Annotated in this window: 18 protein-coding genes and 3 pseudogenes; 12 read left to right on the top strand and 9 right to left on the bottom strand. The window is 56.7% G+C overall.

Annotated features, from left to right (window positions below; translation table 11 throughout):
- Positions 1-18: 18 nt before the first annotated feature.
- From infB to mtr, 8 genes and pseudogenes are all read left to right on the top strand, one after another.
- Entirely contained in the window at positions 19-2,709 is a 2,691-nt protein-coding gene (gene infB, locus AAHB66_RS20765) for a translation initiation factor IF-2 (RefSeq protein ID WP_142487235.1), read from the top strand.
- A gap of 104 nt (positions 2,710-2,813) precedes the next feature.
- Positions 2,814-3,215: a 30S ribosome-binding factor RbfA gene (gene rbfA, locus AAHB66_RS20760; protein WP_039031654.1), complete on the top strand. Its 402-nt coding sequence runs from the start codon at positions 2,814-2,816 to the stop codon at positions 3,213-3,215.
- On the top strand, positions 3,215-4,159 hold the full coding sequence (truB, locus tag AAHB66_RS20755; RefSeq protein ID WP_347114380.1) for a tRNA pseudouridine(55) synthase TruB: 945 nt from the start codon (positions 3,215-3,217) through the stop codon (positions 4,157-4,159). Before rbfA ends, truB begins: the two co-directional genes overlap by 1 nt.
- Positions 4,160-4,311: 152 nt before the next feature.
- Positions 4,312-4,582, top strand: a pseudogene (gene rpsO / locus AAHB66_RS20750) (30S ribosomal protein S15).
- Between the two features lie 241 nt (positions 4,583-4,823).
- A complete protein-coding gene (gene pnp / locus AAHB66_RS20745) occupies positions 4,824-6,956 on the top strand; it encodes a polyribonucleotide nucleotidyltransferase (protein WP_142487233.1) in 2,133 nt (710 codons plus the stop codon).
- A gap of 111 nt (positions 6,957-7,067) precedes the next feature.
- On the top strand, positions 7,068-7,952 hold the full coding sequence (gene nlpI, locus AAHB66_RS20740; RefSeq protein WP_347114379.1) for a lipoprotein NlpI: 885 nt from the start codon (positions 7,068-7,070) through the stop codon (positions 7,950-7,952).
- 181 nt (positions 7,953-8,133) lie between these two features.
- Positions 8,134-10,056 carry a DEAD/DEAH family ATP-dependent RNA helicase gene (locus AAHB66_RS20735; protein WP_347114378.1) on the top strand — a complete coding sequence of 641 codons (1,923 nt, stop codon included), beginning with the start codon at positions 8,134-8,136 and terminating at the stop codon, positions 10,054-10,056.
- A gap of 143 nt (positions 10,057-10,199) precedes the next feature.
- Positions 10,200-11,444: a tryptophan permease gene (gene mtr, locus AAHB66_RS20730; RefSeq protein ID WP_347114377.1), complete on the top strand. Its 1,245-nt coding sequence runs from the start codon at positions 10,200-10,202 to the stop codon at positions 11,442-11,444.
- An 84-nt stretch (positions 11,445-11,528) separates the two neighbouring features.
- Here mtr and AAHB66_RS20725 read toward each other — a convergent pair whose 3' ends face one another.
- The 3 genes from AAHB66_RS20725 to AAHB66_RS20715 all read right to left on the bottom strand — a co-directional run bounded on the left by AAHB66_RS20725 (position 11,529) and on the right by AAHB66_RS20715 (position 14,498).
- Entirely contained in the window at positions 11,529-12,536 is a 1,008-nt protein-coding gene (locus tag AAHB66_RS20725) for a luciferase-like monooxygenase (protein WP_347114376.1), read from the bottom strand.
- Between the two features lie 79 nt (positions 12,537-12,615).
- On the bottom strand, positions 12,616-13,494 hold the full coding sequence (locus AAHB66_RS20720; protein WP_347114374.1) for a U32 family peptidase: 879 nt from the start codon (positions 13,492-13,494) through the stop codon (positions 12,616-12,618).
- A gap of 8 nt (positions 13,495-13,502) precedes the next feature.
- Positions 13,503-14,498 (bottom strand): peptidase U32 family protein, encoded by a 996-nt coding sequence (locus tag AAHB66_RS20715; RefSeq protein ID WP_337017636.1) that lies wholly within the window; start codon positions 14,496-14,498, stop codon positions 13,503-13,505.
- A 221-nt stretch (positions 14,499-14,719) separates the two neighbouring features.
- On the opposite strand from AAHB66_RS20715, the gene AAHB66_RS20710 reads away from it, so the two are divergent.
- On the top strand, positions 14,720-15,244 hold the full coding sequence (locus AAHB66_RS20710) for an SCP2 domain-containing protein (protein WP_059307117.1): 525 nt from the start codon (positions 14,720-14,722) through the stop codon (positions 15,242-15,244).
- Positions 15,238-15,741, top strand: coding sequence for an N-acetyltransferase (locus AAHB66_RS20705; RefSeq protein ID WP_347114373.1), 504 nt, complete (start codon positions 15,238-15,240; stop codon positions 15,739-15,741). The genes AAHB66_RS20710 and AAHB66_RS20705 overlap by 7 nt, the downstream gene beginning before the upstream one ends.
- On the opposite strand, the pseudogene AAHB66_RS20700 reads toward AAHB66_RS20705, so the two are convergent.
- Positions 15,728-16,068, bottom strand: a pseudogene (locus AAHB66_RS20700) (GIY-YIG nuclease family protein). The gene AAHB66_RS20705 and the pseudogene AAHB66_RS20700 sit on opposite strands and share 14 nt — an antisense overlap.
- 14 nt (positions 16,069-16,082) lie before the next feature.
- Here AAHB66_RS20700 and AAHB66_RS20695 point away from each other — a divergent pair.
- Positions 16,083-16,511 carry a YhbP family protein gene (locus AAHB66_RS20695; protein WP_347114372.1) on the top strand — a complete coding sequence of 143 codons (429 nt, stop codon included), beginning with the start codon at positions 16,083-16,085 and terminating at the stop codon, positions 16,509-16,511.
- Here the strand turns inward: AAHB66_RS20695 and AAHB66_RS20690 are convergent.
- A complete protein-coding gene (locus AAHB66_RS20690; protein WP_347114371.1) occupies positions 16,497-17,015 on the bottom strand; it encodes a type 1 glutamine amidotransferase domain-containing protein in 519 nt (172 codons plus the stop codon). The genes AAHB66_RS20695 and AAHB66_RS20690 overlap by 15 nt on opposite strands.
- A 126-nt stretch (positions 17,016-17,141) precedes the next feature.
- Between AAHB66_RS20690 and AAHB66_RS20685 the strand changes: the two genes are divergently transcribed.
- Positions 17,142-17,786: an NAD(P)H-binding protein gene (locus tag AAHB66_RS20685; protein ID WP_347114370.1), complete on the top strand. Its 645-nt coding sequence runs from the start codon at positions 17,142-17,144 to the stop codon at positions 17,784-17,786.
- Between the two features lie 33 nt (positions 17,787-17,819).
- Here AAHB66_RS20685 and dolP read toward each other — a convergent pair whose 3' ends face one another.
- From dolP to AAHB66_RS20665, 4 genes and pseudogenes are all read right to left on the bottom strand, one after another.
- Positions 17,820-18,395, bottom strand: a complete 576-nt coding sequence (gene dolP, locus AAHB66_RS20680) for a division/outer membrane stress-associated lipid-binding lipoprotein (RefSeq protein WP_347114369.1) — start codon at positions 18,393-18,395, stop codon at positions 17,820-17,822.
- 9 nt (positions 18,396-18,404) lie between these two features.
- Entirely contained in the window at positions 18,405-18,995 is a 591-nt protein-coding gene (gene diaA, locus AAHB66_RS20675) for a DnaA initiator-associating protein DiaA (protein ID WP_032614385.1), read from the bottom strand.
- A gap of 21 nt (positions 18,996-19,016) precedes the next feature.
- Entirely contained in the window at positions 19,017-19,412 is a 396-nt protein-coding gene (locus tag AAHB66_RS20670; RefSeq protein ID WP_347114368.1) for a YraN family protein, read from the bottom strand.
- Positions 19,370-21,461: pseudogene (locus AAHB66_RS20665) on the bottom strand (penicillin-binding protein activator). Before AAHB66_RS20665 ends, AAHB66_RS20670 begins: the two are co-directional and overlap by 43 nt.
- Between the last annotated feature and the right edge of the window lie 46 nt (positions 21,462-21,507).

The raw sequence follows: 21,507 nt of genomic DNA, 5'->3' as shown, positions 1-21,507 counted from the left end.
GTAGCAGGAAGGAACAGCATGACTGATGTAACTGTAAAAACGCTGGCTGCTGAGATTCAGACTTCCGTGGACCGCCTGGTACAGCAATTTGCTGATGCAGGGATCCCGAAGTCCGCTGATGACTCAGTGACCGCGCAAGAGAAACAAACCTTATTGTCGCACCTGAACCGTGAACACGGTTCGGCGCCTGATAAACTGACGTTACAGCGTAAAACGCGCAGTACGTTAAATGTTCCAGGTACCGGTGGAAAAAGCAAATCGGTACAAATCGAAGTCCGCAAGACGCGCACCTTTGTAAAACGTGATCCGCAAGAGGCAGAACGCCTTGCCGCGGAAGAGCAGGCACAGCGTGAAGCGGAAGAACAAGCTCAGCGTGAGGCAGAAGCAACTGCCAAACGTGAGGCAGAATTAAAAGCTGAACGTGAGGCCGCAGAAAAAGCGAAGCGCGATGCCAGTGATAAAGCGAAGCGTGACGCGGCGGAAAAAGACAAAGTGAGCAATCAACAGACTGACGAAATGACCAAAACAGCCCAGACGGAAAAAGCCCGTCGTGAAAATGAAGCTGCTGAACTGAAGCGTAAAGCGGAAGAAGAAGCACGCCGTAAGCTGGAAGAAGACGCACGTCGTGTTGCTGAAGAAGCGCGCCGTATGGCAGAAGAAAACGAGAAGAATGGTGTTAATCCTGTCGAACAGACTGAAGACACCAGTGATTACCACGTAACCACTTCTCAGCACGCGCGTCAGGCAGAAGACGAAAACGATCGCGAAGTTGAGGGTGGCCGTGGCCGTACCCGCACCGCATCCAAAACTGCCCGTCCTCAGAAGAAAGGCAACAAACACGCTGAATCCAAAGCCGATCGCGAAGAAGCGCGTGCAGCGGGTCGCGGTGGTAAAGGTGGCAAGCGTAAAGGTTCCGCGCTGCAGCAAGGCTTCCAGAAGCCAGCTCAGGCCGTTAACCGTGACGTAATCATTGGCGAAACCATCACCGTTGGCGATCTGGCGAACAAGATGGCCGTTAAAGGTTCTCAGGTCATCAAAGCGATGATGAAGCTGGGCGCCATGGCGACCATCAACCAGGTTATCGATCAGGAAACCGCACAGCTGGTTGCCGAAGAGATGGGCCACAAAGTTATCCTGCGTCGTGAAAACGAGCTGGAAGAAGCGGTAATGAGCGACCGTGACACTGGCGCAGCTGCTGAACCACGTGCACCGGTTGTGACCATCATGGGTCACGTTGACCACGGTAAAACCTCTCTGCTGGACTACATTCGTTCCACGAAAGTGGCATCCGGCGAAGCAGGCGGCATTACCCAGCACATCGGTGCCTACCACGTAGAAACCGATAACGGCATGATCACCTTCCTGGATACCCCGGGCCACGCCGCGTTTACCTCTATGCGTGCTCGTGGTGCGCAGGCAACGGATATCGTTGTTCTGGTGGTGGCAGCAGACGATGGCGTGATGCCGCAGACAATCGAAGCTATCCAGCACGCGAAAGCGGCGCAGGTGCCTCTGGTTGTTGCAGTGAACAAAATCGATAAGCCAGAAGCGGATATGGATCGCGTTAAAAACGAACTGTCCCAGTACGGCGTTATGCCGGAAGAGTGGGGCGGTGAGTCTCAGTTCATCCCGGTTTCTGCAAAAGTGGGTACCGGTATCGATGACCTGCTGAACGCTATCCTGCTGCAGGCTGAAGTTCTGGAGCTGAAAGCGGTTCGCAATGGTATGGCGAGCGGTGCGGTGATCGAATCCTTCCTGGATAAAGGTCGTGGCCCGGTTGCTACCGTTCTGGTACGTGAAGGTACCCTGAACAAAGGCGACATCGTGCTGTGTGGCTTCGAATATGGCCGTGTTCGTGCAATGCGTGACGAACTGGGTCGTGAAGTGCTGGAAGCAGGTCCATCCATTCCTGTGGAAATCCTGGGTCTGTCCGGTGTTCCGGCTGCCGGTGATGAAGTGACCGTTGTTCGTGACGAGAAGAAAGCGCGTGAAGTTGCGCTGTACCGTCAGGGCAAATTCCGTGAAGTTAAACTGGCTCGCCAGCAGAAATCTAAACTCGAGAACATGTTTGCCAACATGACCGAAGGCGAAGTTCACGAAGTGAACGTCGTTCTGAAGGCAGACGTTCAGGGTTCTGTGGAAGCGATCTCCGACTCTTTACTGAAACTGTCTACCGACGAAGTGAAAGTGAAGATCATCGGTTCTGGCGTAGGTGGGATCACCGAAACCGACGCAACCCTGGCCGCAGCCTCCAACGCAATTCTGGTTGGCTTCAACGTCCGTGCCGATGCTTCTGCGCGTCGCGTGATCGAATCGGAAAGCCTGGATCTGCGTTACTACTCCGTCATCTATCACCTGATCGACGAAGTGAAAGCGGCGATGAGCGGTATGCTGTCTCCGGAACTGAAACAGCAGATCATCGGTCTGGCTGAAGTACGTGACGTGTTCAAATCACCGAAATTCGGTGCTATCGCGGGCTGTATGGTTACCGAAGGTAACATCAAGCGTCACAACCCAATCCGCGTCCTGCGTGACAACGTGGTTATCTATGAAGGCGAGCTGGAATCCCTGCGCCGCTTCAAAGATGACGTTAACGAAGTCCGTAACGGCATGGAATGTGGTATCGGCGTGAAGAACTACAACGACGTTCGCGTAGGCGATATGATCGAAGTGTTCGAGATCATCGAGATCCAACGCAGCATCGACTAATCCCCTGCGGATGAGTCCACATGTAAGCCGGGATCGCCTCGCGCCACCCGGCAAGAATTATCAAAAAGGGGCTAAGAGCCCCTTTTTTGTCTGGAGAATTTATTATGGCGAAAGAATTTGGTCGCCCACAGCGCGTTGCTCAGGAGATGCAAAAAGAGATCGCAATCATCCTGCAGCGCGAAATTAAAGACCCACGCCTGGGCATGATGACGACGGTATCCGGTGTTGAAGTGTCCCGCGATCTGGCCTATGCCAAAGTGTTTGTGACCTTCCTGAACGATCAGGATGAAGCCGCAGTTAAGCTGGGCATCAAAGCCCTGCAGGACGCCTCTGGTTTTATCCGCTCTCTGCTGGGCAAAGCCATGCGCCTGCGTATCGTGCCGGAACTGACCTTCTTCTATGACAACTCACTGGTTGAAGGGATGCGCATGTCCAACCTGGTCACCAGCGTGGTGAAGCAGGATGATGAGCGTCGTGTGAACCCGGACGATAAAAAGGAGGACTGATGAGTCGTCCTCGTCGTCGCGGTCGCGACGTGCACGGCGTGCTGCTGCTGGACAAGCACCAGGGTGCTTCCAGCAACGACGTGCTGCAAAAAGTAAAACGTCTCTACAATGCTAACCGTGCCGGTCATACCGGTGCGTTGGATCCGCTGGCGACCGGCATGCTGCCGGTTTGCCTGGGTGAAGCGACGAAGTTTTCCCAGTATCTGCTGGATTCTGACAAACGCTACCGCGTGATTGCAAAGCTGGGCCAGCGCACGGATACCTCCGATGCGGATGGTCAGGTCGTGGAAGAGCGTCCGGTAACGTTCAGTGCTGAACAGCTTGAGGCGGCACTGGAGAGTTTCCGCGGCGACACCGAGCAGGTGCCGTCGATGTATTCAGCACTGAAATACCAGGGCAAAAAACTCTACGAGTATGCGCGCCAGGGTATCGACGTGCCGCGCGAAGCCCGCCCGATTACGGTGTACGAGCTGCTGTTCATTCGCCACGAAGGTGATGAACTGGAGCTGGAAGTTCACTGCTCAAAAGGCACTTACATCCGTACCATCATTGACGATCTGGGTGAGAAGTTGGGCTGTGGCGCACACGTGATTTACCTGCGTCGTCTGGCGGTAAGTAAATACCCGGCAGAACGGATGGTGACGCTGGAGCAGCTGCAGGCGCTGGTTGAGCAGGCTCAGGAGCAGGGTATTGAGGCTGCAGACCTGCTGGACCCACTGCTGATGCCGATGGACAGTCCAGCTTCGGACTATCCGGTCGTCAATCTGCCGTTAACCTCGTCCGTTTACTTCAAAAACGGCAATCCGGTGCGCACCACTGACGTCCCTCATCAGGGGCTGGTTCGCGTTACGGAAGGCGATAACAATACCTTCATCGGCATGGGTGAAATTGACGACGAAGGACGTGTTGCACCGCGCCGTCTGGTGGTCGAATATCCGGCATAAGCTGACGCCTTACCTTGCGATAAGCAGGGGAGGCGGGTAGAATATTGCCGCTTAACGTCTGGTGAATTGTTTAACAATTGGCAAGCGTTATACATGGGATAGCTGAATTAGAGATCGGCATCCTTTCATTCTTTATACTTTGGAGTTTTAAAATGTCTCTAAGCGTTGAAGCTAAAGCTAAAATCGTTTCTGAGTTTGGTCGTGATGCTAACGACAGCGGTTCTACCGAAGTTCAGGTTGCACTGCTGACTGCACAGATTAACCACCTGCAGGGTCACTTTGCAGAGCACAAAAAAAGATCACCACAGCCGTCGTGGTCTGCTGCGCATGGTTTCTCAGCGTCGTAAACTGCTCGACTACCTGAAACGTAAAGATGTTGCACGCTACACCGCGCTGATCGAGCGTCTGGGCCTGCGTCGCTAAGTCTTGCGAGTTTCAGAAAAGGGGGCCTTATGGCCCCTTTTTTCAACCAGACCGCAGCAATTCACTGGAAACTAATGTATTGTTGCTATAAATGATCTTCATTGCAGAGGTTCGCGCGGCTAATGAGAGGCTTCACCCATGGGGGTGTCGGTTGTCATTAGTCGCGAGGATGCGAAGAAGGTCCGGTTAAACGTCAGCACGCCTCTGGTGTGCTGTCATTCATTTAAGAAAGGACAGAATCTTGCTGAATCCGATCGTTCGTAAATTCCAGTACGGTCAGCACACCGTCACGCTGGAAACCGGCATGATGGCGCGTCAGGCTACTGCTGCCGTTATGGTAAGCATGGATGACACCGCGGTATTCGTAACCGTGGTTGGCCAGAAAAAAGCAAAACCAGGTCAGGACTTCTTCCCTCTGACCGTTAACTACCAGGAGCGTACCTACGCTGCCGGTAAAATCCCGGGTGGTTTCTTCCGTCGTGAAGGCCGTCCAAGCGAAGGCGAAACCCTGATTGCGCGTCTGATTGACCGCCCGGTTCGCCCGCTGTTCCCGGAAGGCTTCGTTAACGAAGTTCAGGTTATCGCGACCGTTGTTTCCGTTAACCCACAGGTTAACCCGGACATCGTGGCGATGATCGGCGCATCTGCAGCCCTGTCCCTGTCTGGTATTCCATTCAACGGCCCAATCGGTTCTGCACGCGTTGGTTACATCAACGACCAGTACGTTCTGAACCCAACTCAGGACGAGCTGAAAGAGAGCAAGCTGGACCTGGTTGTTGCGGGTACAGAAGCGGCAGTACTGATGGTTGAATCCGAAGCAGAACTGCTGAGCGAAGACCAGATGCTGGGCGCGGTGGTGTTTGGCCACGAGCAGCAGCAGATCGTTATCCAGAACATCAACGACCTGGTGAAAGAAGCCGGTAAACCACGTTGGGACTGGCAGCCAGAAGCGGTTAACGAAGCGCTGAACGCTCGCGTTGCTGCCCAGGCTGAATCACGTCTGAGCGATGCTTACCGCATCACCGACAAGCAGGAGCGTTATGCTCAGGTTGACGTCATTAAATCTGAAACCATCGCTACGCTGGTTGCAGAAGATGAGTCCCTGGACGCTAACGAGCTGAGCGAAATTCTGCACGCTATCGAGAAAAACGTTGTTCGTAGCCGCGTTCTGGCAGGCGAGCCGCGTATCGATGGCCGTGAAAAAGACATGATCCGTGGTCTGGATGTGCGTACTGGCGTTCTGCCACGTACTCACGGTTCCGCACTGTTCACCCGTGGTGAAACTCAGGCGCTGGTTACCGCGACCCTGGGTACTGCCCGTGACGCACAGAACATCGACGAACTGATGGGCGAGCGCACTGACAGCTTCCTGTTCCACTACAACTTCCCTCCGTACTCCGTTGGTGAGACCGGTATGGTGGGTTCGCCTAAGCGTCGTGAAATTGGTCACGGTCGTCTGGCGAAGCGCGGCGTTCTGGCGGTTATGCCAGATGCTGACAAATTCCCGTACACCGTTCGCGTGGTTTCTGAAATCACCGAATCTAACGGTTCTTCTTCTATGGCTTCCGTGTGTGGTGCTTCTCTGGCACTGATGGACGCGGGTGTTCCTGTGAAAGCAGCCGTTGCGGGTATCGCGATGGGTCTGGTGAAAGAAGGCGACAACTACGTTGTTCTGTCTGACATCCTGGGCGACGAAGATCACCTGGGTGATATGGACTTCAAAGTTGCGGGTTCCCGCGAAGGTATCTCTGCCCTGCAGATGGATATCAAAATTGAAGGCATCACCAAAGAGATCATGCATGCTGCGCTGAACCAGGCGAAAGGTGCACGTCTGCACATCCTGAGCGTGATGGAACAGGCGATTAACGCGCCACGTGGCGACATTTCTCAGTTCGCACCACGTATCCACACCATCAAGATCAGCCCGGACAAGATCAAAGACGTTATCGGTAAAGGCGGTTCTGTTATCCGTGCTCTGACCGAAGAGACCGGCACCACCATCGAAATCGAAGATGACGGTACTGTGAAGATCGCAGCGACCGACGGTGAGAAAGCGAAATTCGCTATCCGTCGTATCGAAGAGATCACCGCAGAGATCGAAGTGGGCCGTATCTACAGCGGTAAAGTGACCCGTATCGTTGACTTTGGCGCATTCGTTGCCATCGGTGGCGGTAAAGAAGGTCTGGTTCACATCTCTCAGATCGCTGACAAGCGCGTTGAGAAAGTGACCGATTACCTACAGATGGGTCAGGAAGTTCCGGTTAAAGTTCTGGAAGTTGACCGCCAGGGCCGTATCCGTCTGAGCATCAAAGAAGCCACCGAGCAGTCATCTGCCGCTGCACCGGAAGCTCCGGCAGCAGAACAGGGCGAGTAAGGTTGCCGTTTGCCCTCCGCGTAAGCGGGGGGGCTTATTATCAGGCAGGACGCCTTGTTAAGCCGCCGGGGGACAGGACGTTCATCCAATTGTTGTCTTCGGGAGTGGGAAATGAAGCCTTTTCTGCGCTGGTGTTTCGTTGCGACAGCTTTGACGCTGGCAGGATGCAGCAACTCTGCCTGGCGTAAAAGTGAAGTCCTCGCAGTGCCACTGCAACCGACTTTGCAGCAGGAAGTGATTCTGGCACGCATGGAACAAATTCTTGCCAGTCGGGCTTTAACCGATGACGAACGCGCACAGCTTTTATATGAGCGCGGAGTGTTGTATGATAGTCTCGGTCTGAGGGCACTGGCGCGAAATGATTTTTCACAAGCGCTGGCGATCCGACCGGATATGCCGGAAGTATTCAACTACTTAGGCATTTATTTAACGCAGGCAGGCAATTTTGATGCTGCCTATGAAGCGTTTGATTCTGTACTTGAGCTTGATCCAACTTACAACTACGCGCACTTGAATCGCGGAATCGCCCTGTATTACGGCGGTCGTGACAAGTTAGCGCAAGATGATCTGCTGGCGTTTTATCAAGACGATCCTAACGACCCTTTCCGTAGCCTGTGGCTTTACCTTGTCGAGCAGAAGCTCGATGCGAAGCAGGCCAAAGACGCGTTAAAGCAACGCTTCGACAAATCGGACAAGGCACAGTGGGGATGGAATATTGTCGAGTTCTACCTGGGCAACATCAGCGAAGCAACGCTGATGGAAAGGCTTAAGGCAGACGCAACGGATAACACCTCGCTCGCTGAGCATCTCAGTGAAACCAACTTCTATTTAGGTAAGTACTACCTAAGTCTGGGGGATATGGACAGCGCCACGGCACTGTTCAAATTAGCGGTCGCTAACAACGTCCACAACTACGTTGAGCACCGTTATGCATTGTTGGAATTATCGCTCTTGGGCCAGGAGCACGACGACCTGGCAGAATCGGACCAGCAATAGCTGACGACATAACATCAGCCCGTAATCATTTTTTGATTGCCATCATCTTAACGGGTGAGGGCGTTGTTGTTCGTCAATACACCTACTTTGAGCCGGTTCACACTTTCAATGAAAATTACCGAAAATTTTCACGATGAGTTATGTAGACTGGCCGCCATTGACATTGAGGCACTCGTACTACATGGCTGAATTCGAAACCACTTTTGCAGATCTGGGCCTGAAGGCTCCTATCCTTGAATCCCTTAACGATCTGGGTTACGAAAAACCATCTCCGATCCAGGCAGAATGTATCCCACATCTGCTCTCTGGTCGTGACGTGCTGGGCATGGCCCAGACTGGTAGCGGTAAAACTGCAGCGTTCTCGCTGCCGCTGCTGAACAACATCGATCCGGACCTGCGTGCACCGCAGATCCTCGTTCTCGCTCCGACCCGTGAACTGGCTGTTCAGGTTGCGGAAGCGATGACTGAATTCTCTAAACATATGCGCGGCGTAAACGTGGTTGCTCTGTACGGCGGCCAGCGTTATGACGTGCAGTTACGCGCCCTGCGTCAGGGCCCACAGATCGTCGTCGGTACGCCGGGTCGTCTGCTGGATCACCTGAAACGCGGTACGCTGGATCTCTCTAAACTGAGCGGTCTGGTACTGGATGAAGCTGACGAAATGCTCCGCATGGGCTTCATCGAAGACGTAGAAACTATCATGGCGCAGATCCCGGAAGGTCATCAGACCGCTCTGTTCTCTGCAACGATGCCGGAAGCGATCCGTCGTATTACCCGTCGCTTCATGAAGGATCCGCAGGAAGTGCGTATCCAGTCCAGCGTCACCACTCGCCCGGACATCAGCCAGAGCTACTGGTCTGTATACGGCATGCGTAAAAATGAAGCGCTGGTTCGTTTCCTGGAAGCAGAAGATTTTGATGCGGCGATCATCTTCGTTCGTACCAAAAACGCGACCCTGGAAGTGGCTGAAGCCCTGGAGCGTAGCGGCTACAACAGCGCAGCGCTGAACGGCGACATGAACCAGGCCCTGCGTGAGCAGACTCTGGAGCGTCTGAAAGACGGTCGTCTGGATATCCTGATTGCAACCGACGTGGCAGCACGTGGTCTGGACGTTGAGCGTATCAGCCTGGTTGTTAACTATGACATCCCGATGGACTCCGAGTCTTACGTTCACCGTATCGGCCGTACCGGTCGTGCAGGTCGTGCGGGTCGTGCGCTGCTGTTCGTTGAGAACCGCGAGCGTCGTCTGCTGCGTAACATCGAACGCACCATGAAGCTGACCATTCCGGAAGCCGACCTGCCTAATGCAGATCTGCTGGGCAAACGCCGTCTGGAAAAATTCGCCGCGAAAGTACAGCAGCAGCTGGAAAGCAGCGATCTGGATCAGTACCGTGCGCTGCTGGCGCAGATCCAGCCAACCGCTGAAGGCGAAGAGCTGGATATCGAAACGCTGGCTGCCGCTCTGCTGAAGATGGCTCAGGGTGAACGTTCTCTGATCGTGCCACCAGATGCACCGATGCGTCCTAAGCGTGAATTCCGTGACCGTGACGATCGTTTCGAACGTCGTGGCGACCGTAATGACCGCAACGACCGTGGCCCACGTAGCGACCGTCCAGAGCGTGGTGGTGAAGACCGTCCACGTCGCGAACGTCGTGACGCTGGCGAAATGGAACTGTACCGCATTGAAGTGGGCCGTGATGATGGTGTTGAAGTTCGTCATATCGTTGGCGCGATCGCTAACGAAGGCGACATCAGCAGCCGTTACATCGGTAACATCAAGCTGTTCGGTACTCACTCCACCATCGAGCTGCCAAAAGGTATGCCGGGCGACGTGCTGCAGCACTTTACCCGTACCCGCATCCTGAACAAGCCGATGAACATGCAGCTGCTGGGTGATGCTCAGCCGCGTCCGGACCGCGGTCCGCGTCGTGAGGGCGATCGTCCTGCTGGTCGTGGTTTCGGTGGCGGTGAGCGTCGTGAAAACCGTGGTCCTCGTCGTGAAGGCGCTGCACCAGGTGCAGGTCGTTTCAGCGGTGAACGTCGCGAAAGCCGTGGCCCACGTCGCGAAGATGGCGGTGCACCTACCCGTCGTCGTGACGCGTAAGCCTTACGCTTCAGTCGTAAAGTAATATATACAGCCCCGATAGCGATATCGGGGCTTTTTTTTATTCCCTTTGTACTATTGTACTGGTACAGTGCAGCACATTAAGATGCAGGTCCCAAATTTTTGACTGGAGAATAGGCTGTATGGCGACACTAACCACCACCCAAACGTCACCCTCACTGCTCGGCGGCGTGGTGATCATCGGCGGTACCATTATCGGCGCAGGGATGTTCTCTCTGCCGGTGGTGATGTCCGGGGCGTGGTTCTTCTGGTCGCTGGCGGCACTGGTCTTCACCTGGTTCTGTATGCTGCACTCCGGCCTGATGATCCTCGAAGCTAACCTCAACTACCGCATCGGTTCGAGCTTCGACACCATCACCCGCGACCTGCTCGGCAAACGCTGGAACATCGTCAACGGTATCTCTATTGCCTTTGTGCTCTATATCCTGACCTACGCCTATATCTCGGCGAGCGGTTCGATTCTGCATCACACCTTCTCGGAGATGTCGCTGGACGTCCCGGCGCGGCTGGCGGGGCTCTGCTTCGCGATGGGCGTGGCGTTTATCGTCTGGATGAGCACCAAAGCGGTCAGCCGGATGACGGCCATTGTGCTGGGCGCGAAGGTCATCACCTTTTTCCTGACCTTCGGCAGCCTGCTGGGGCACGTTACGCCTGCCACGTTGTTTAACGTGGCGGAGAGCAATACCTCATACTCGCCGTATCTGCTGATGACCCTGCCATTCTGTCTGGCGTCGTTTGGCTATCACGGCAACGTGCCGAGCCTGATGAAGTACTACGGTAAAGATCCGCGCACCATCACCCGCTGCCTGGTCTACGGCACGCTGCTGGCGCTGGGGCTGTATGTGATTTGGCTGCTGGGGACGATGGGCAACATCCCGCGTCCGGAATTTATCGGTATCGCGCAGAAGGGCGGTAACATTGATGTGCTGGTGCAGGCCCTGAGTGGGGTGCTGAATAGCCGCAGCTTGGATCTGCTGCTGGTGATCTTCTCCAACTTTGCCGTGGCGAGCTCCTTCCTCGGTGTGACCCTGGGGCTGTTTGACTATCTGGCCGATCTTTGTGGCTTTGATGATTCGGCGATGGGCCGTCTGAAAACTGCGGTGCTGACCTTCCTGCCGCCGGTGATCGGTGGCCTGCTGTGGCCGAACGGTTTCCTGTATGCCATTGGCTATGCGGGGCTGGCGGCAACCATCTGGGCGGCGATTGTACCGGCGCTGCTGGCGCGTAAATCACGTAAACGCTTCGGCAGCCCAAAATTCCGCGTCTGGGGCGGCAAGCCGATGATTGCGCTGATTCTGGTGTTCGGGATTGGCAATGCGCTGGTGCACATGCTGTCGAGTTTTAATCTGCTGCCTGTTTATCATTAAATACAATGCCCGGTGGCGCTACGCTTACCGGGCCTACGAAGATCGCGTAGGCCGGATAAGGCGAAGCCGCCATCCGGCAAAAAACTACCCCACCAACTCCTCTTTCACCTGCATCGCCAGATCGAACGAATGCAGCCGCGCCTGGTGATCGAAAATCTGCCCGTTCACCATGATTTCGTCGGTCTGGGTTTCGCGGAGCACCGCTTCCAGTCCGTGGCGCACTTTCGCTTTATCCCCCACCAGCGACATGCTCAGCGCCTGCTGGACGCCATACTGCTCTGAGGCGGACCACAGCTGATGCATGTTTTCTACCGGCGGCGGCAGTTGACCTGTTTCGCCGCGGCGCAGCTTCATAAACGCCTGCTGCATGGAGGTGAACAGGAATTCCGCATCGCGGTTGCTGTCGGCGGCAATGATGTTGATACAGACCATTGCGTACGGTTTTTCCAGCCGCGCGGAGGGTTTGAAGTTGGTGCGATAGAGATGCAGCGCCTGATGCAGCATATCCGGCGCAAAGTGCGACGCAAAGGCAAATGGCAGCCCCAGCTGAGCGGCCAACTGGGCGCTGTAGAGGCTCGAGCCCAGCAGCCAGACCGGGATCTGTTCGCCATAGCCCGGCACCGGACGTACCTGCGGGTTCGGATCCTGAGCGTCGAACCAGTCCACCAGCTCCGCCACATCGCGCGGGAAGTTGTCGATATCGCCGCTCATATGGCGGCGCAGCGCGCGCATGGTCGGTTGATCGCTGCCCGGCGCACGGCCCAGCCCCAGATCGATGCGGCCAGGGTAGAGGGTGTTCAGCGTGCCAAACTGTTCGGCAATCACCAGCGGGGAGTGGTTAGGCAGCATCACGCCGCCCGAGCCTAAATGCAGGGTGGTGGTATTGGCCGCCAGATAGCCAAGCAGCACCGAGGTGGCCGCACTGGCGATCCCGACCATGTTGTGATGCTCCGCCAGCCAGTAGCGATGATAGCCGCGCTGTTCAGCCAGGCGGGCGAGATCCAGAGAGTGGGTAAAGGCTTCTCTTGCCGAGGAGCCTTCAGGGATCGGCGCCAGGTCCAGCACCGAAAACGGAATGGATTTAACAGTCATAACAGCTCACTTTGTCGACGGTGAATCTTTTAATAGTGCATTAAAAATGAATACACGTTGTTAACAAAGTGAGCTTTTTTTAAGCCTGCAGCTCCAGGCCGGCCAGACGTCGCCAGTAGCCGTTGCACTCGCTGTTGGCGGTCAGCGGCAGCGGGGCAGCGCCATTCTCGTTGGCGCGGAAGGCGTCAATCACGGCAAAAGTTTCCGGACCCAGCGGTGACAGACGCACCATATCCACCAGCCCCTGCATTGATGCCAGCTCGTTGCCGAGGTTGTAAACGTAACCGCTCATGGTCTGAATACCGTTCAGGACAAACACCTGCTGATTCTCCTGCGACAGCATGCTGCGCCCGTTCGGGTATTTGATGCAGCAGGTTTCGCACTCGTCTTTCGGCAGGTTCTCGGAGCGCGCGGTAAAGCAGCGGGCGGAGTACGCCAGCGGCAGATGGCCGTAGCTCAACACCTCCACCTCGAACTGATTACGTATCCCCAGCTCGTCGCACTGCGCCAGTATGTTGACCAGCCAGTCGCGGGAAAGCTCCACCGGCATACACCAGCGGGTCATGCCCTGTTTAAGCAGCAGGCGCAGGGTGACAGCGTTATAGCAGTTCAGCGCATGGCCGGCGACAAACGGTAGTTTGCGCTCGGCGCACAGGTTTACCACGCCCAAATCACTGGCTTCCAGCAGAAACTCGCCGTTGTCGACGTAGCGTTTCAGCTCGTTCAATTCAGACGAAGCCTGTACCAGCGCCAGAGTGGAGAGCACCACCTGCTTGCCGCTGTCGGCCAGGCTCTTCGCCATCTCCAGCCAGTCGCCCACTTTGGTGGCGCGACGCTTGCTGCACACCGCCTCGCCGAGATAGATCACGTCGGCCTGGCTGGTTGCCGCCTGCTGATAAAAATCTTCCAGCGTCTCTTTTGACCAGTAGTAGAGCACCGGTCCTAATGAATATTTCATGCGTTATCTCACTGCCATTTACGGTGATACGCGCCCAGCGTGGTCTGGGTACCTTCGGACATCGCGCCCAGGGTCTCCATCCATGCAGGTTGCGGAGCATAGTGTTTAGGATCCGCCATGCAGCGATCGATCGCCTGACGCCACACTTTTGCCACCTGGCTGACGTACGCCGGGCTGCGCTGGCGGCCTTCGATTTTCACCGAGGCAATATTGGCGGCCAGCAGCTCCGGCAGCAGCTCCAGGGTGTTGAGGCTGGTGGGCTCTTCCAGCGCATGGTAGCGTTCGCCATCCACCAGATAACGGCCTTTACACAGCGTCGGATAGCCGGCGTTTTCATCATCCTGATAGCGGTCGATCAGCACCTCGTTCAGACGCGATTCCAGCCCCTGCGGCGTTTGCTGCCAGCGCACGAAGCGGGCCGGAGAGCAGGCGCCCACGGTATTAGGGGATTCACCGGTTAGGTAGGAGGAGAGATAGCAGCGTCCTTCGGCCATAATACAAAGGCTGCCAAAAGCAAAAACTTCCAGCGGCACTGGCGTGACGCGCGCCAGTTGCTTAACCTGATGAATAGAAAGCACACGCGGCAGTACCACGCGCGCCACATCGAAGTTGCGATGGTAAAAGCGAATGGCCTCTTCGTTGGTCGCCGAGGCCTGAACCGAGACATGGCGCTCAATATGGGGATAGCGTTCGGCGGCATACTCCAGCATGGCGAGGTCGGCAAGGATCAGCGCGTCAGCGCCCAGCTGTGCCGCCATATCCACCGCACGCTGCCAGCGTTGATAGCCGTCGGGGTGGGCAAAGGTATTGATGGCGATATGCAGCTTGCGGCGGTGCTGGTGCACGAAGCTCACCGCTTCCTGCAGCTTTTTCTCGGTAAAATTGAGACCAGCGAAGTGACGGGCATTGGTATCGTCCTTCAGCCCGATATAGACCGCATCGGCGCCGTTTTCGATGGCCGCCTTAAGCGCCGGTAAATTTCCGGCAGGGCAGAGCAGCTCCATAATTTATCCTGTCGTTTGCAGCCCCGAAGAGATGCAAAATTGTTATCGAGCAGCGATTTTAATTAACCACCCGGCGACAATTTTTGATTTAAGGCAGCTAATGGCGTATTGATGGCACCAATAATGGATTACGCCGGATGGCAGTTTGTTGATTTACGCCGCTATACCAACAACTGGATATGGCAAAATATCAGGACTATAGATATCAGGGAGTATTGCTCGTGCTGGATAAACTGCGTTCACGTCTCGTACAATTTGGCCCATCGCTGCTGAGCGTGCCGGTGAAGCTGGCACCCTTTGCGCTGAAGCGCCAGGTGCTGGAGCAGGTACTAAGCTGGCAGTTCCGCCAGGCGCTGGCGGAGGGCGAGCTGGAGTTTCTGGAGGGGCGCTGGTTAAGTATTGAGGTGCGGGATATTGGCCTGCGCTGGTACACCTCCGTCGAAAATGAACAGCTGGTGGTACGCGAATCCGCCGAAGCGGATGTCAGCTTTAGCGCTGACGCCAGCGATCTGCTGATGATCGCGGCGCGTAAACAGGATCCCGACACCCTCTTTTTCCAGCGCCGTCTGGTGATTGAAGGCGATACCGAGTTAGGTCTGTATGTCAAAAATCTGATGGATGCTATTGAGCTGGAGCAGATGCCGAAGCCGCTGCGCGTGGCGCTGCTGCAGCTGGCCGATTTTGTCGAGGCGGGCTTGAAAACGCCGCCGGAGAGTAAACACACTTCTGTAGGTGAGCCATGTTGATTCGAGTAGAGATTGGGATCGATGCCCCTGGTATTGATTCCTTATTACGCCGGACCTTCGAAGGGGACGGTGAGGCGCAACTGGTTCAGGATCTTCGTGAAGATGGCCTGATTACCCTGGGCCTGGTGGCTACCGACGACGAGGGTCAGGTTGTGGGCTACGTCGCCTTTAGCCCGGTCACCGTGCAGGGCGAAGAGCTGCAGTGGGTCGGTATGGCGCCGCTGGCGGTGGATGAAAACTACCGTGGGCAAGGCCTGGCCCGTCAACTGGTCTACGAAGGGCTGGATTCGCTCAATGAGTTTGGCTATGCCGCGGTGGTCACGCTGGGCGATCCGGCGTTCTACGGCCGTTTAGGCTTCGAGAAAGCGGCGCATTACGATCTGCGCTGCCGCTGGCCGGGCACCGAATCGGCTTTCCAGTTGCACCCTCTGGCGGATGATGCCCTTAACGGCGTCAGCGGTCTGGTCGAGTATCACGACCACTTCAATCGCTTTTAATCAGCGGCGTTTGCAGGCTCTCGCGTAGCGCCTCAAACGTCCCGTCTCCGCTGACGAGGCGCTCTTTCTGGCGCTTCGTCAGCTGTTTGATCCGGTATTCCAGCCGCAGCGCCAGCGAACGATCCCCCACGACGGCGGAAAACGCCAGCGTCAGCTCCCCTTTGCCGCGTAACGCCTTCGCCCCTTTTCCGGTTTGATGTTGCAGGAAGCGGCGCGGGACATCGGTAGTGATGCCCGTATAGAGCGTATTATCAGCGGTTCGAACGAGATAGAGAAACCAGCACACGGCGAAAGATTCAGTATGTTAAGGTGAACGCACCTTAGCACGAGAGAGAAGCGAAATGGAAACTCTGGCCGCCATCAACCGCTGGCTGGCGAAGCAGCACGTCGTCACCTGGTGCGTTCACCAGGACGATGATCTGTGGTGCGCAAATGCCTTTTACTATTACGACCCGCAGCGCGTGGCCTTTTACGTCTTAAGCGAAGATAAAACCCGTCATGCGCAGATGAGCGGCAGGCAGGCCAGAGTCGCGGGCACCGTCAACGGACAGCCGAAAACCGTGGCCTTGATCCGCGGCGTGCAGTTTAAAGGGGAGATCCGTCGTCTGGAGGGGGAGGAAAGCGACGCGATGCGTAAGCACTACCTTCGCCGCTTTCCGGTTGCCGCCGCCATGCCAGCCCCCGTATGGGAGATCCGTCTGGATGAACTCAAGTTCACTGACAACACGTTAGGCTTTGGCAAAAAACATCACTGGTTACGCGCCGAGTAAGCGCAGCGCCTCACGGTTAAAGGCGATAAGATCTTCCGGCGTCCGGCTGGTGACCAGCTGATCCTTATCGACTACCACCTCCTGATCGTGAAAATCCGCCCCGGCGTTTTTCAGATCGATGGCGATCGATTTCACGCCCGTCAATTTGCGACCACGCACCACTTCGGCGCTGATCAGCAGCTGCGGGCCGTGGCAGATGGCGAATACCGGCTTACCAGATGCGACAAAGTCTTTGGTAAAAGTCACAAAGCGCGAGTCGCTGCGCAGCGAGTCCGGGGAGTGGCCGCCGGGCAGCAGCAGAGCGTCAAAATCTGCGGGCCGCACCTCGTCGATGGCCTTATCAATAGGAACGCTGGCCTCGCCTTTATGGCCTTTCACCGTTTTTCCCGCCTGTTTTTCGATTGTAATCACCTCATGCCCCGCCTTGCGAAACGCCTCGGCAGGCGAGGTGAATTCTGAATCTTCAAACTCGTCGGTGATCAAGACTGCAATTTTCTTGCTCATGCTTCCTCCGTTGTTTTGGCTTCAGACAGCTTTTTCTTCGCTTGTGGTAGATACTTAGCGATGAGACTACTAAGTGTGGTTGAGGGATGTGAAATCGCATACGGACTAATCTGCAAAGGAGGAGTCATGAGTCAGGTTTTAATTACCGGCGCGACCGGTCTGGTGGGCGGGCACCTGCTGCGTATGCTTATTCAGGAGCGAAAGGTTAACTATATCGCCGCCCCGACGCGTCGCCCGCTGGGCGATATCGAGGGCGTCTTTAATCCGCACGATCCGCAGCTGACCGACGCGCTGGCGCAGGTTCAGGATCCGGTGGATACCGTCTTTTGCTGCCTGGGCACCACGCGGCGTGAGGCGGGCAGCAAAGAGGCTTTTATCCATGCCGACTACACCCTGGTGGTGGATACGGCCCTGACCGGCAAACGGCTCGGGGCGAAGCATCTGCTGGTGGTGAGCGCCATGGGCGCCAACGCGCACTCGCCGTTCTTCTACAACAAGGTGAAAGGCAAAATGGAAGAGGCCTTGATCGCTCAGAAGTGGGAGCGGCTGACCATCGTGCGTCCGTCGATGCTGCTGGGTGAGCGGGAAAAGCATCGCTTCAGCGAGTCGCTGTTTGCGCCGCTGTTCAGCCTGTTGCCCGGCAACCTGAAGTCGATAGACGCGCGGGACGTGGCGCAGGTCATGCTGCAGGAGGCGCTGGGGGCGTCACCGGCCGGCGTTAATATTATTCCGTCAGCGAAGCTCAGGGAGATGGCGCAGGGGGGAGGCTGATGGCCCTCTGCCGATGGCAGAGGGCGGGGAGAACTACTTCAGGTAGGTAAAGGCGGTGGTGACGTGCTTCACGCCGCTCACCCGGCTGGCGATATCCGCCGCCGCTTTCCCTTCACGGTCGGTGACCAGGCCGAGCAGGAACACTTCGCCGTTCTCGGTGGTCACTTTTACGTTAGATGATTTCACCTGATCGCTGCCCAACAGCTGGGAGCGCACTTTGGTGGTTATCCAGGTGTCGTTGGATGCATCACCCAGGCCAATCGGCTGACCCTGACGCACTTCGTTAAACACCTCAGTGGTGCCTTCTACACCCATGGCGATCTGCTTCGCACGGGCGGCAAGTTCAGTATTGGGTGCCTGGCCTGCCAGCAGGACTTTGCCCTGGTAAGCCGTGACGTTGATGCGCGCTTCTTTCTTAATCTGTTGGTCTTTGGACAGGGCGCTGTTCACGCGCAGCTCCAGAGTGCTGTCATCCACCTGTGTGCCCACGGAACGCGGGTCAGTCGCGGCTTTGGTGCTTACTGCGGCGGTACCCACTACCGCTGCAGCCACACATCCCTGAAGCAGCAGCGCAGAAATAAGGACTGCGAGGGGCGAAAATGCCTTCATGTATACTCCTTAATCATCCTGGTGAGGGAAAAGCGTGTTATCGATCAGATCGCATAAACAGTTCACCGTCAGCATGTGCATCTCCTGAATGCGCGCGCTGCGGTGAGAAGGAATACGGATCTCAACATCATGAGGACCTAACAGCCCCGCCAGCTCGCCGCCATCGTAACCGGTCAGGGCGACGATGGTCATGTCGCGCGTGACGGCGGCTTCAACGGCTTTGACGATGTCGCGGCTGTTGCCGCGCGTCGAGATAGCCAGCAGTACATCGCCGGCATGCCCTAACGCACGTACCTGTTTGGCGTAGATCTCATCATGGAGACGATCGTTGGCAATCGCCGTTAAGACCACGTTATCGGTATTAAGTGCAATGGCAGGTAAACTGGGGCGCTCTGTCTCAAAACGATTGATCATACTGGCAGCAAAATGCTGTGCGTTGGCGGCCGAGGTGCCGTTGCCACAACAGAGGATTTTGTTGCCGTTGAGCAGAGACTGTACCAGCGTCATCGCCGCACGGGAGATGGCGTCCGGCAGCGCTTCTGCCGCTGCGATCTGAGTCTGAATGCTTTCGGTGAAGCACACCTTAATTCTTTCGAGCACGGTATCCCTTAACGATCTGATTTACGCGTCTGCGCCGAAGGCGTTTTTGAACCATTCGATGGCGTTTCCGGTGAAGGCTACCACATCGAACCGGCAATCCACAGTATCAAAGCTGCCATTATGCCGGACAAGCCACAACTGGGCGGTGAGTAATAATTTTTGTTGCTTGGCCCGGGTCACGCTGGCCGCGGCCCCGCCATAGCGGGATGACTGGCGGTAGCGCACCTCAATGAACACGATGGTCGGGCCGTCCTGCATGATAAGGTCAATTTCACCGCCGCGCGCGCGAACGTTAGCGGCGATAAAGCGCAGTCCTTTGCGCTCAAGCCAGCGACGCGCCTGAAGCTCGCGCGCGTCGCCGGTCTGTTTGCGGGTTAACTGGCCGGAACGATCTGTCCCTGCTGGTATTTGAGCCATGATAACTTCCTGTTAATCACGCAGTCCTGAGTGGCGGTAAGATCGCCGGTATTGCCGCTAATTTCAAAGCCGGGCACCTGGCGCATCTGGGTGAAATGGTTTGCCAGCGTCCAGGCGTCCACGCCCATGGCATACAGACGCGCCAGCGAGTAGTCGTTACGTACGCTGCTGAGCGCCTGCTGCATCAGCGCCGGGTTGCTGCCTGCCAGCATCGGGATCTCGCTGTACTGCAGGCCTTCCATTTCGAGGCGGAAGTCCGGGCCAGCGGTGCCCTGCGCGCTACGCGAGCTGGCATACAGCGACACGCCAGCCTGGCTGCCGTTACGCATGGCGATCATCGGTTTGATAAAGCCAATCTCTTCCGGGGTGGCGACGATGTAAGCCGCATCGACGTTGCCGCCGCCGCTAATCTGCGCGTCCGTTGGCGGGGCCGGGATGGTCAGGCCGCCAATGGTCACGCCCTGCTGCTGTGGCAGGCTGGAGGTGACCGGGCTGCCGGTCAGGGCGATGCCCGAGCCGCCGTTAACGCCCGCGCGCAGTTCCGTGCTTGAGCCAAATTTCTGCTGCAGAACAATGCCGCCGCCGAGCTGTTGCCACTCCTGGGCAAAGGCGGTAGCGACGCGATCGCCCAGCTGGCTGCGTGGGATCAGCAGCAGAGGGGCCTGCTTACCTTGCTCGTGGATATGGCGCGCGGCATCGCGGGCTTCATCTTCTGGCGACAGGGCGAAGTAGCAGACGTTCGGGCGATTCTGCACCTGCTCCGGCTGGTTCAGCGCCAGCACGTTCAGCGTGGTGTTGCTCTTCATCAGCTCTTCCACGTTGTTTTTCAGCAGCGGGCCCACCACGATGCTGGCACCATCCTGCTGAACCTGATTCAGTACCTGGTCGAGCGGCTGGGCGCTGGTGTCATACACCTTCACCTCGGCGGCCGGGTTGGCGCTGGCCGTGGCCTGAGGCGCTGGCGCGGCGGCAGGAGCCTGCGCTGGATCCTGGACGCTGCTATCCGGTGCAGCGACAGGTTGCGTAGTTTCAGGAGCCTGAACCGGGTCCTGCATTGTGCCTTCCTGTGCGACGACAGGCTGGGTCGTGGTCAGGTCGTTGGTTTCGACACTGGACGGGCTCACCACGTCACCGGCGTTAGCCGCCTGGGCGACCTGGGCGGGAACGGCGCTACCCGTGACGGCAGCGGTACCATTTCTCGCCGCGTCAAAACCCTGTTGGATAGTGCGGCCAAAGACGGCGGCCTGGCCATCCAGCGGCAGCAGCAGAGCGATTTTGCTGGTGGAGGCCGGCTTGAAGTTCTGCACATTGACCAGCTGCGTGGGCAGCATGGTTGCCCCCCGGGTTGTTCGGGTAGCGGGTCTGCCAGTCTTTGATCCCGGCTTTCAGCATGTTCGGATCGTTGCGGTTATCGAACCAGACGCGCTGCAGATCCAGCCAGCCCTGCAGGACATTTTCGTCGGCGTTAATCACCAGCGCATTGGCCTGATCGGGATTCATGGCGGAGAGCGTCTGCCAGGTGGCATCGATATTTTTCTGCTTTTCAGCGGCGGCGAGCAGCGGCTCCTGGGCGATCAGCGCCCGCAGCAGCGTCAGGGAAGGGCGGCCCTGTTCCGCAGTAATGCCAGCCTGCCAGAAACGCGCCTGCTGGTTTTTATCCAGCACGCTGACGTCGATATTCCCGAGGATCTTCTTCGCTCCGGCCATGTCGTTCTGCGCCACTTTCAGTTCCGCAGCCAACAGGAACTGCTCATAGCGTTGACGGTCACTCAAGGTTTGCGGCAGTTGCTTAAACAGCTCGACGGCACGCTGGGTTTTACCCTCTTTCAGCAGTGCACGAATGGCGAGTAATTGCCAGTTGATCCGGGTATCATCTGAGCTCTGCTCCATCTGGTGCAGATAGTAGCCGGAGTCAGCCTGCGCTGTGCCCTCCATATGGGCAGCACTTTGATCGGGCGCCTGGGTACCACAGCCAGCAAAGAACAGGGCTGCCAGCACCAGCGGAAGGCTGCGCGTGACTTTATTATGAAGAAACGTTAAGGGTACCATACTGTATCCAGTGATATTTTTTACGCAATGCTCAATATTAAATCGG

Origin of the sequence: Leclercia sp. S52, assembly GCF_039727615.1 — a bacterium.
Classification (GTDB): domain Bacteria; phylum Pseudomonadota; class Gammaproteobacteria; order Enterobacterales; family Enterobacteriaceae; genus Enterobacter; species Enterobacter adecarboxylatus_B.
The sequence above is the reverse complement of the archived record's forward strand: the minus strand, read 5'-3'. Positions and strand labels throughout refer to the sequence as shown.

What these genes read in the sequence shown, in the direction of transcription:
- infB (WP_142487235.1), top strand. Translation starts at nt 19, where the DNA reads ATGACTGATGTAACTGTAAAAACGCTGGCTGCTGAGATTCAGACTTCC.
- rbfA (WP_039031654.1), top strand. Translation starts at nt 2,814, where the DNA reads ATGGCGAAAGAATTTGGTCGCCCACAGCGCGTTGCTCAGGAGATGCAA.
- truB (WP_347114380.1), top strand. Translation starts at nt 3,215, where the DNA reads ATGAGTCGTCCTCGTCGTCGCGGTCGCGACGTGCACGGCGTGCTGCTG.
- nlpI (WP_347114379.1), top strand. Translation starts at nt 7,068, where the DNA reads ATGAAGCCTTTTCTGCGCTGGTGTTTCGTTGCGACAGCTTTGACGCTG.
- AAHB66_RS20735 (WP_347114378.1), top strand. Translation starts at nt 8,134, where the DNA reads ATGGCTGAATTCGAAACCACTTTTGCAGATCTGGGCCTGAAGGCTCCT.
- mtr (WP_347114377.1), top strand. Translation starts at nt 10,200, where the DNA reads ATGGCGACACTAACCACCACCCAAACGTCACCCTCACTGCTCGGCGGC.
- AAHB66_RS20725 (WP_347114376.1), bottom strand. Translation starts at nt 12,536, where the DNA reads ATGACTGTTAAATCCATTCCGTTTTCGGTGCTGGACCTGGCGCCGATC.
- AAHB66_RS20720 (WP_347114374.1), bottom strand. Translation starts at nt 13,494, where the DNA reads ATGAAATATTCATTAGGACCGGTGCTCTACTACTGGTCAAAAGAGACG.
- AAHB66_RS20715 (WP_337017636.1), bottom strand. Translation starts at nt 14,498, where the DNA reads ATGGAGCTGCTCTGCCCTGCCGGAAATTTACCGGCGCTTAAGGCGGCC.
- AAHB66_RS20705 (WP_347114373.1), top strand. Translation starts at nt 15,238, where the DNA reads ATGTTGATTCGAGTAGAGATTGGGATCGATGCCCCTGGTATTGATTCC.
- AAHB66_RS20695 (WP_347114372.1), top strand. Translation starts at nt 16,083, where the DNA reads ATGGAAACTCTGGCCGCCATCAACCGCTGGCTGGCGAAGCAGCACGTC.
- AAHB66_RS20690 (WP_347114371.1), bottom strand. Translation starts at nt 17,015, where the DNA reads ATGAGCAAGAAAATTGCAGTCTTGATCACCGACGAGTTTGAAGATTCA.
- AAHB66_RS20685 (WP_347114370.1), top strand. Translation starts at nt 17,142, where the DNA reads ATGAGTCAGGTTTTAATTACCGGCGCGACCGGTCTGGTGGGCGGGCAC.
- dolP (WP_347114369.1), bottom strand. Translation starts at nt 18,395, where the DNA reads ATGAAGGCATTTTCGCCCCTCGCAGTCCTTATTTCTGCGCTGCTGCTT.
- AAHB66_RS20670 (WP_347114368.1), bottom strand. Translation starts at nt 19,412, where the DNA reads ATGGCTCAAATACCAGCAGGGACAGATCGTTCCGGCCAGTTAACCCGC.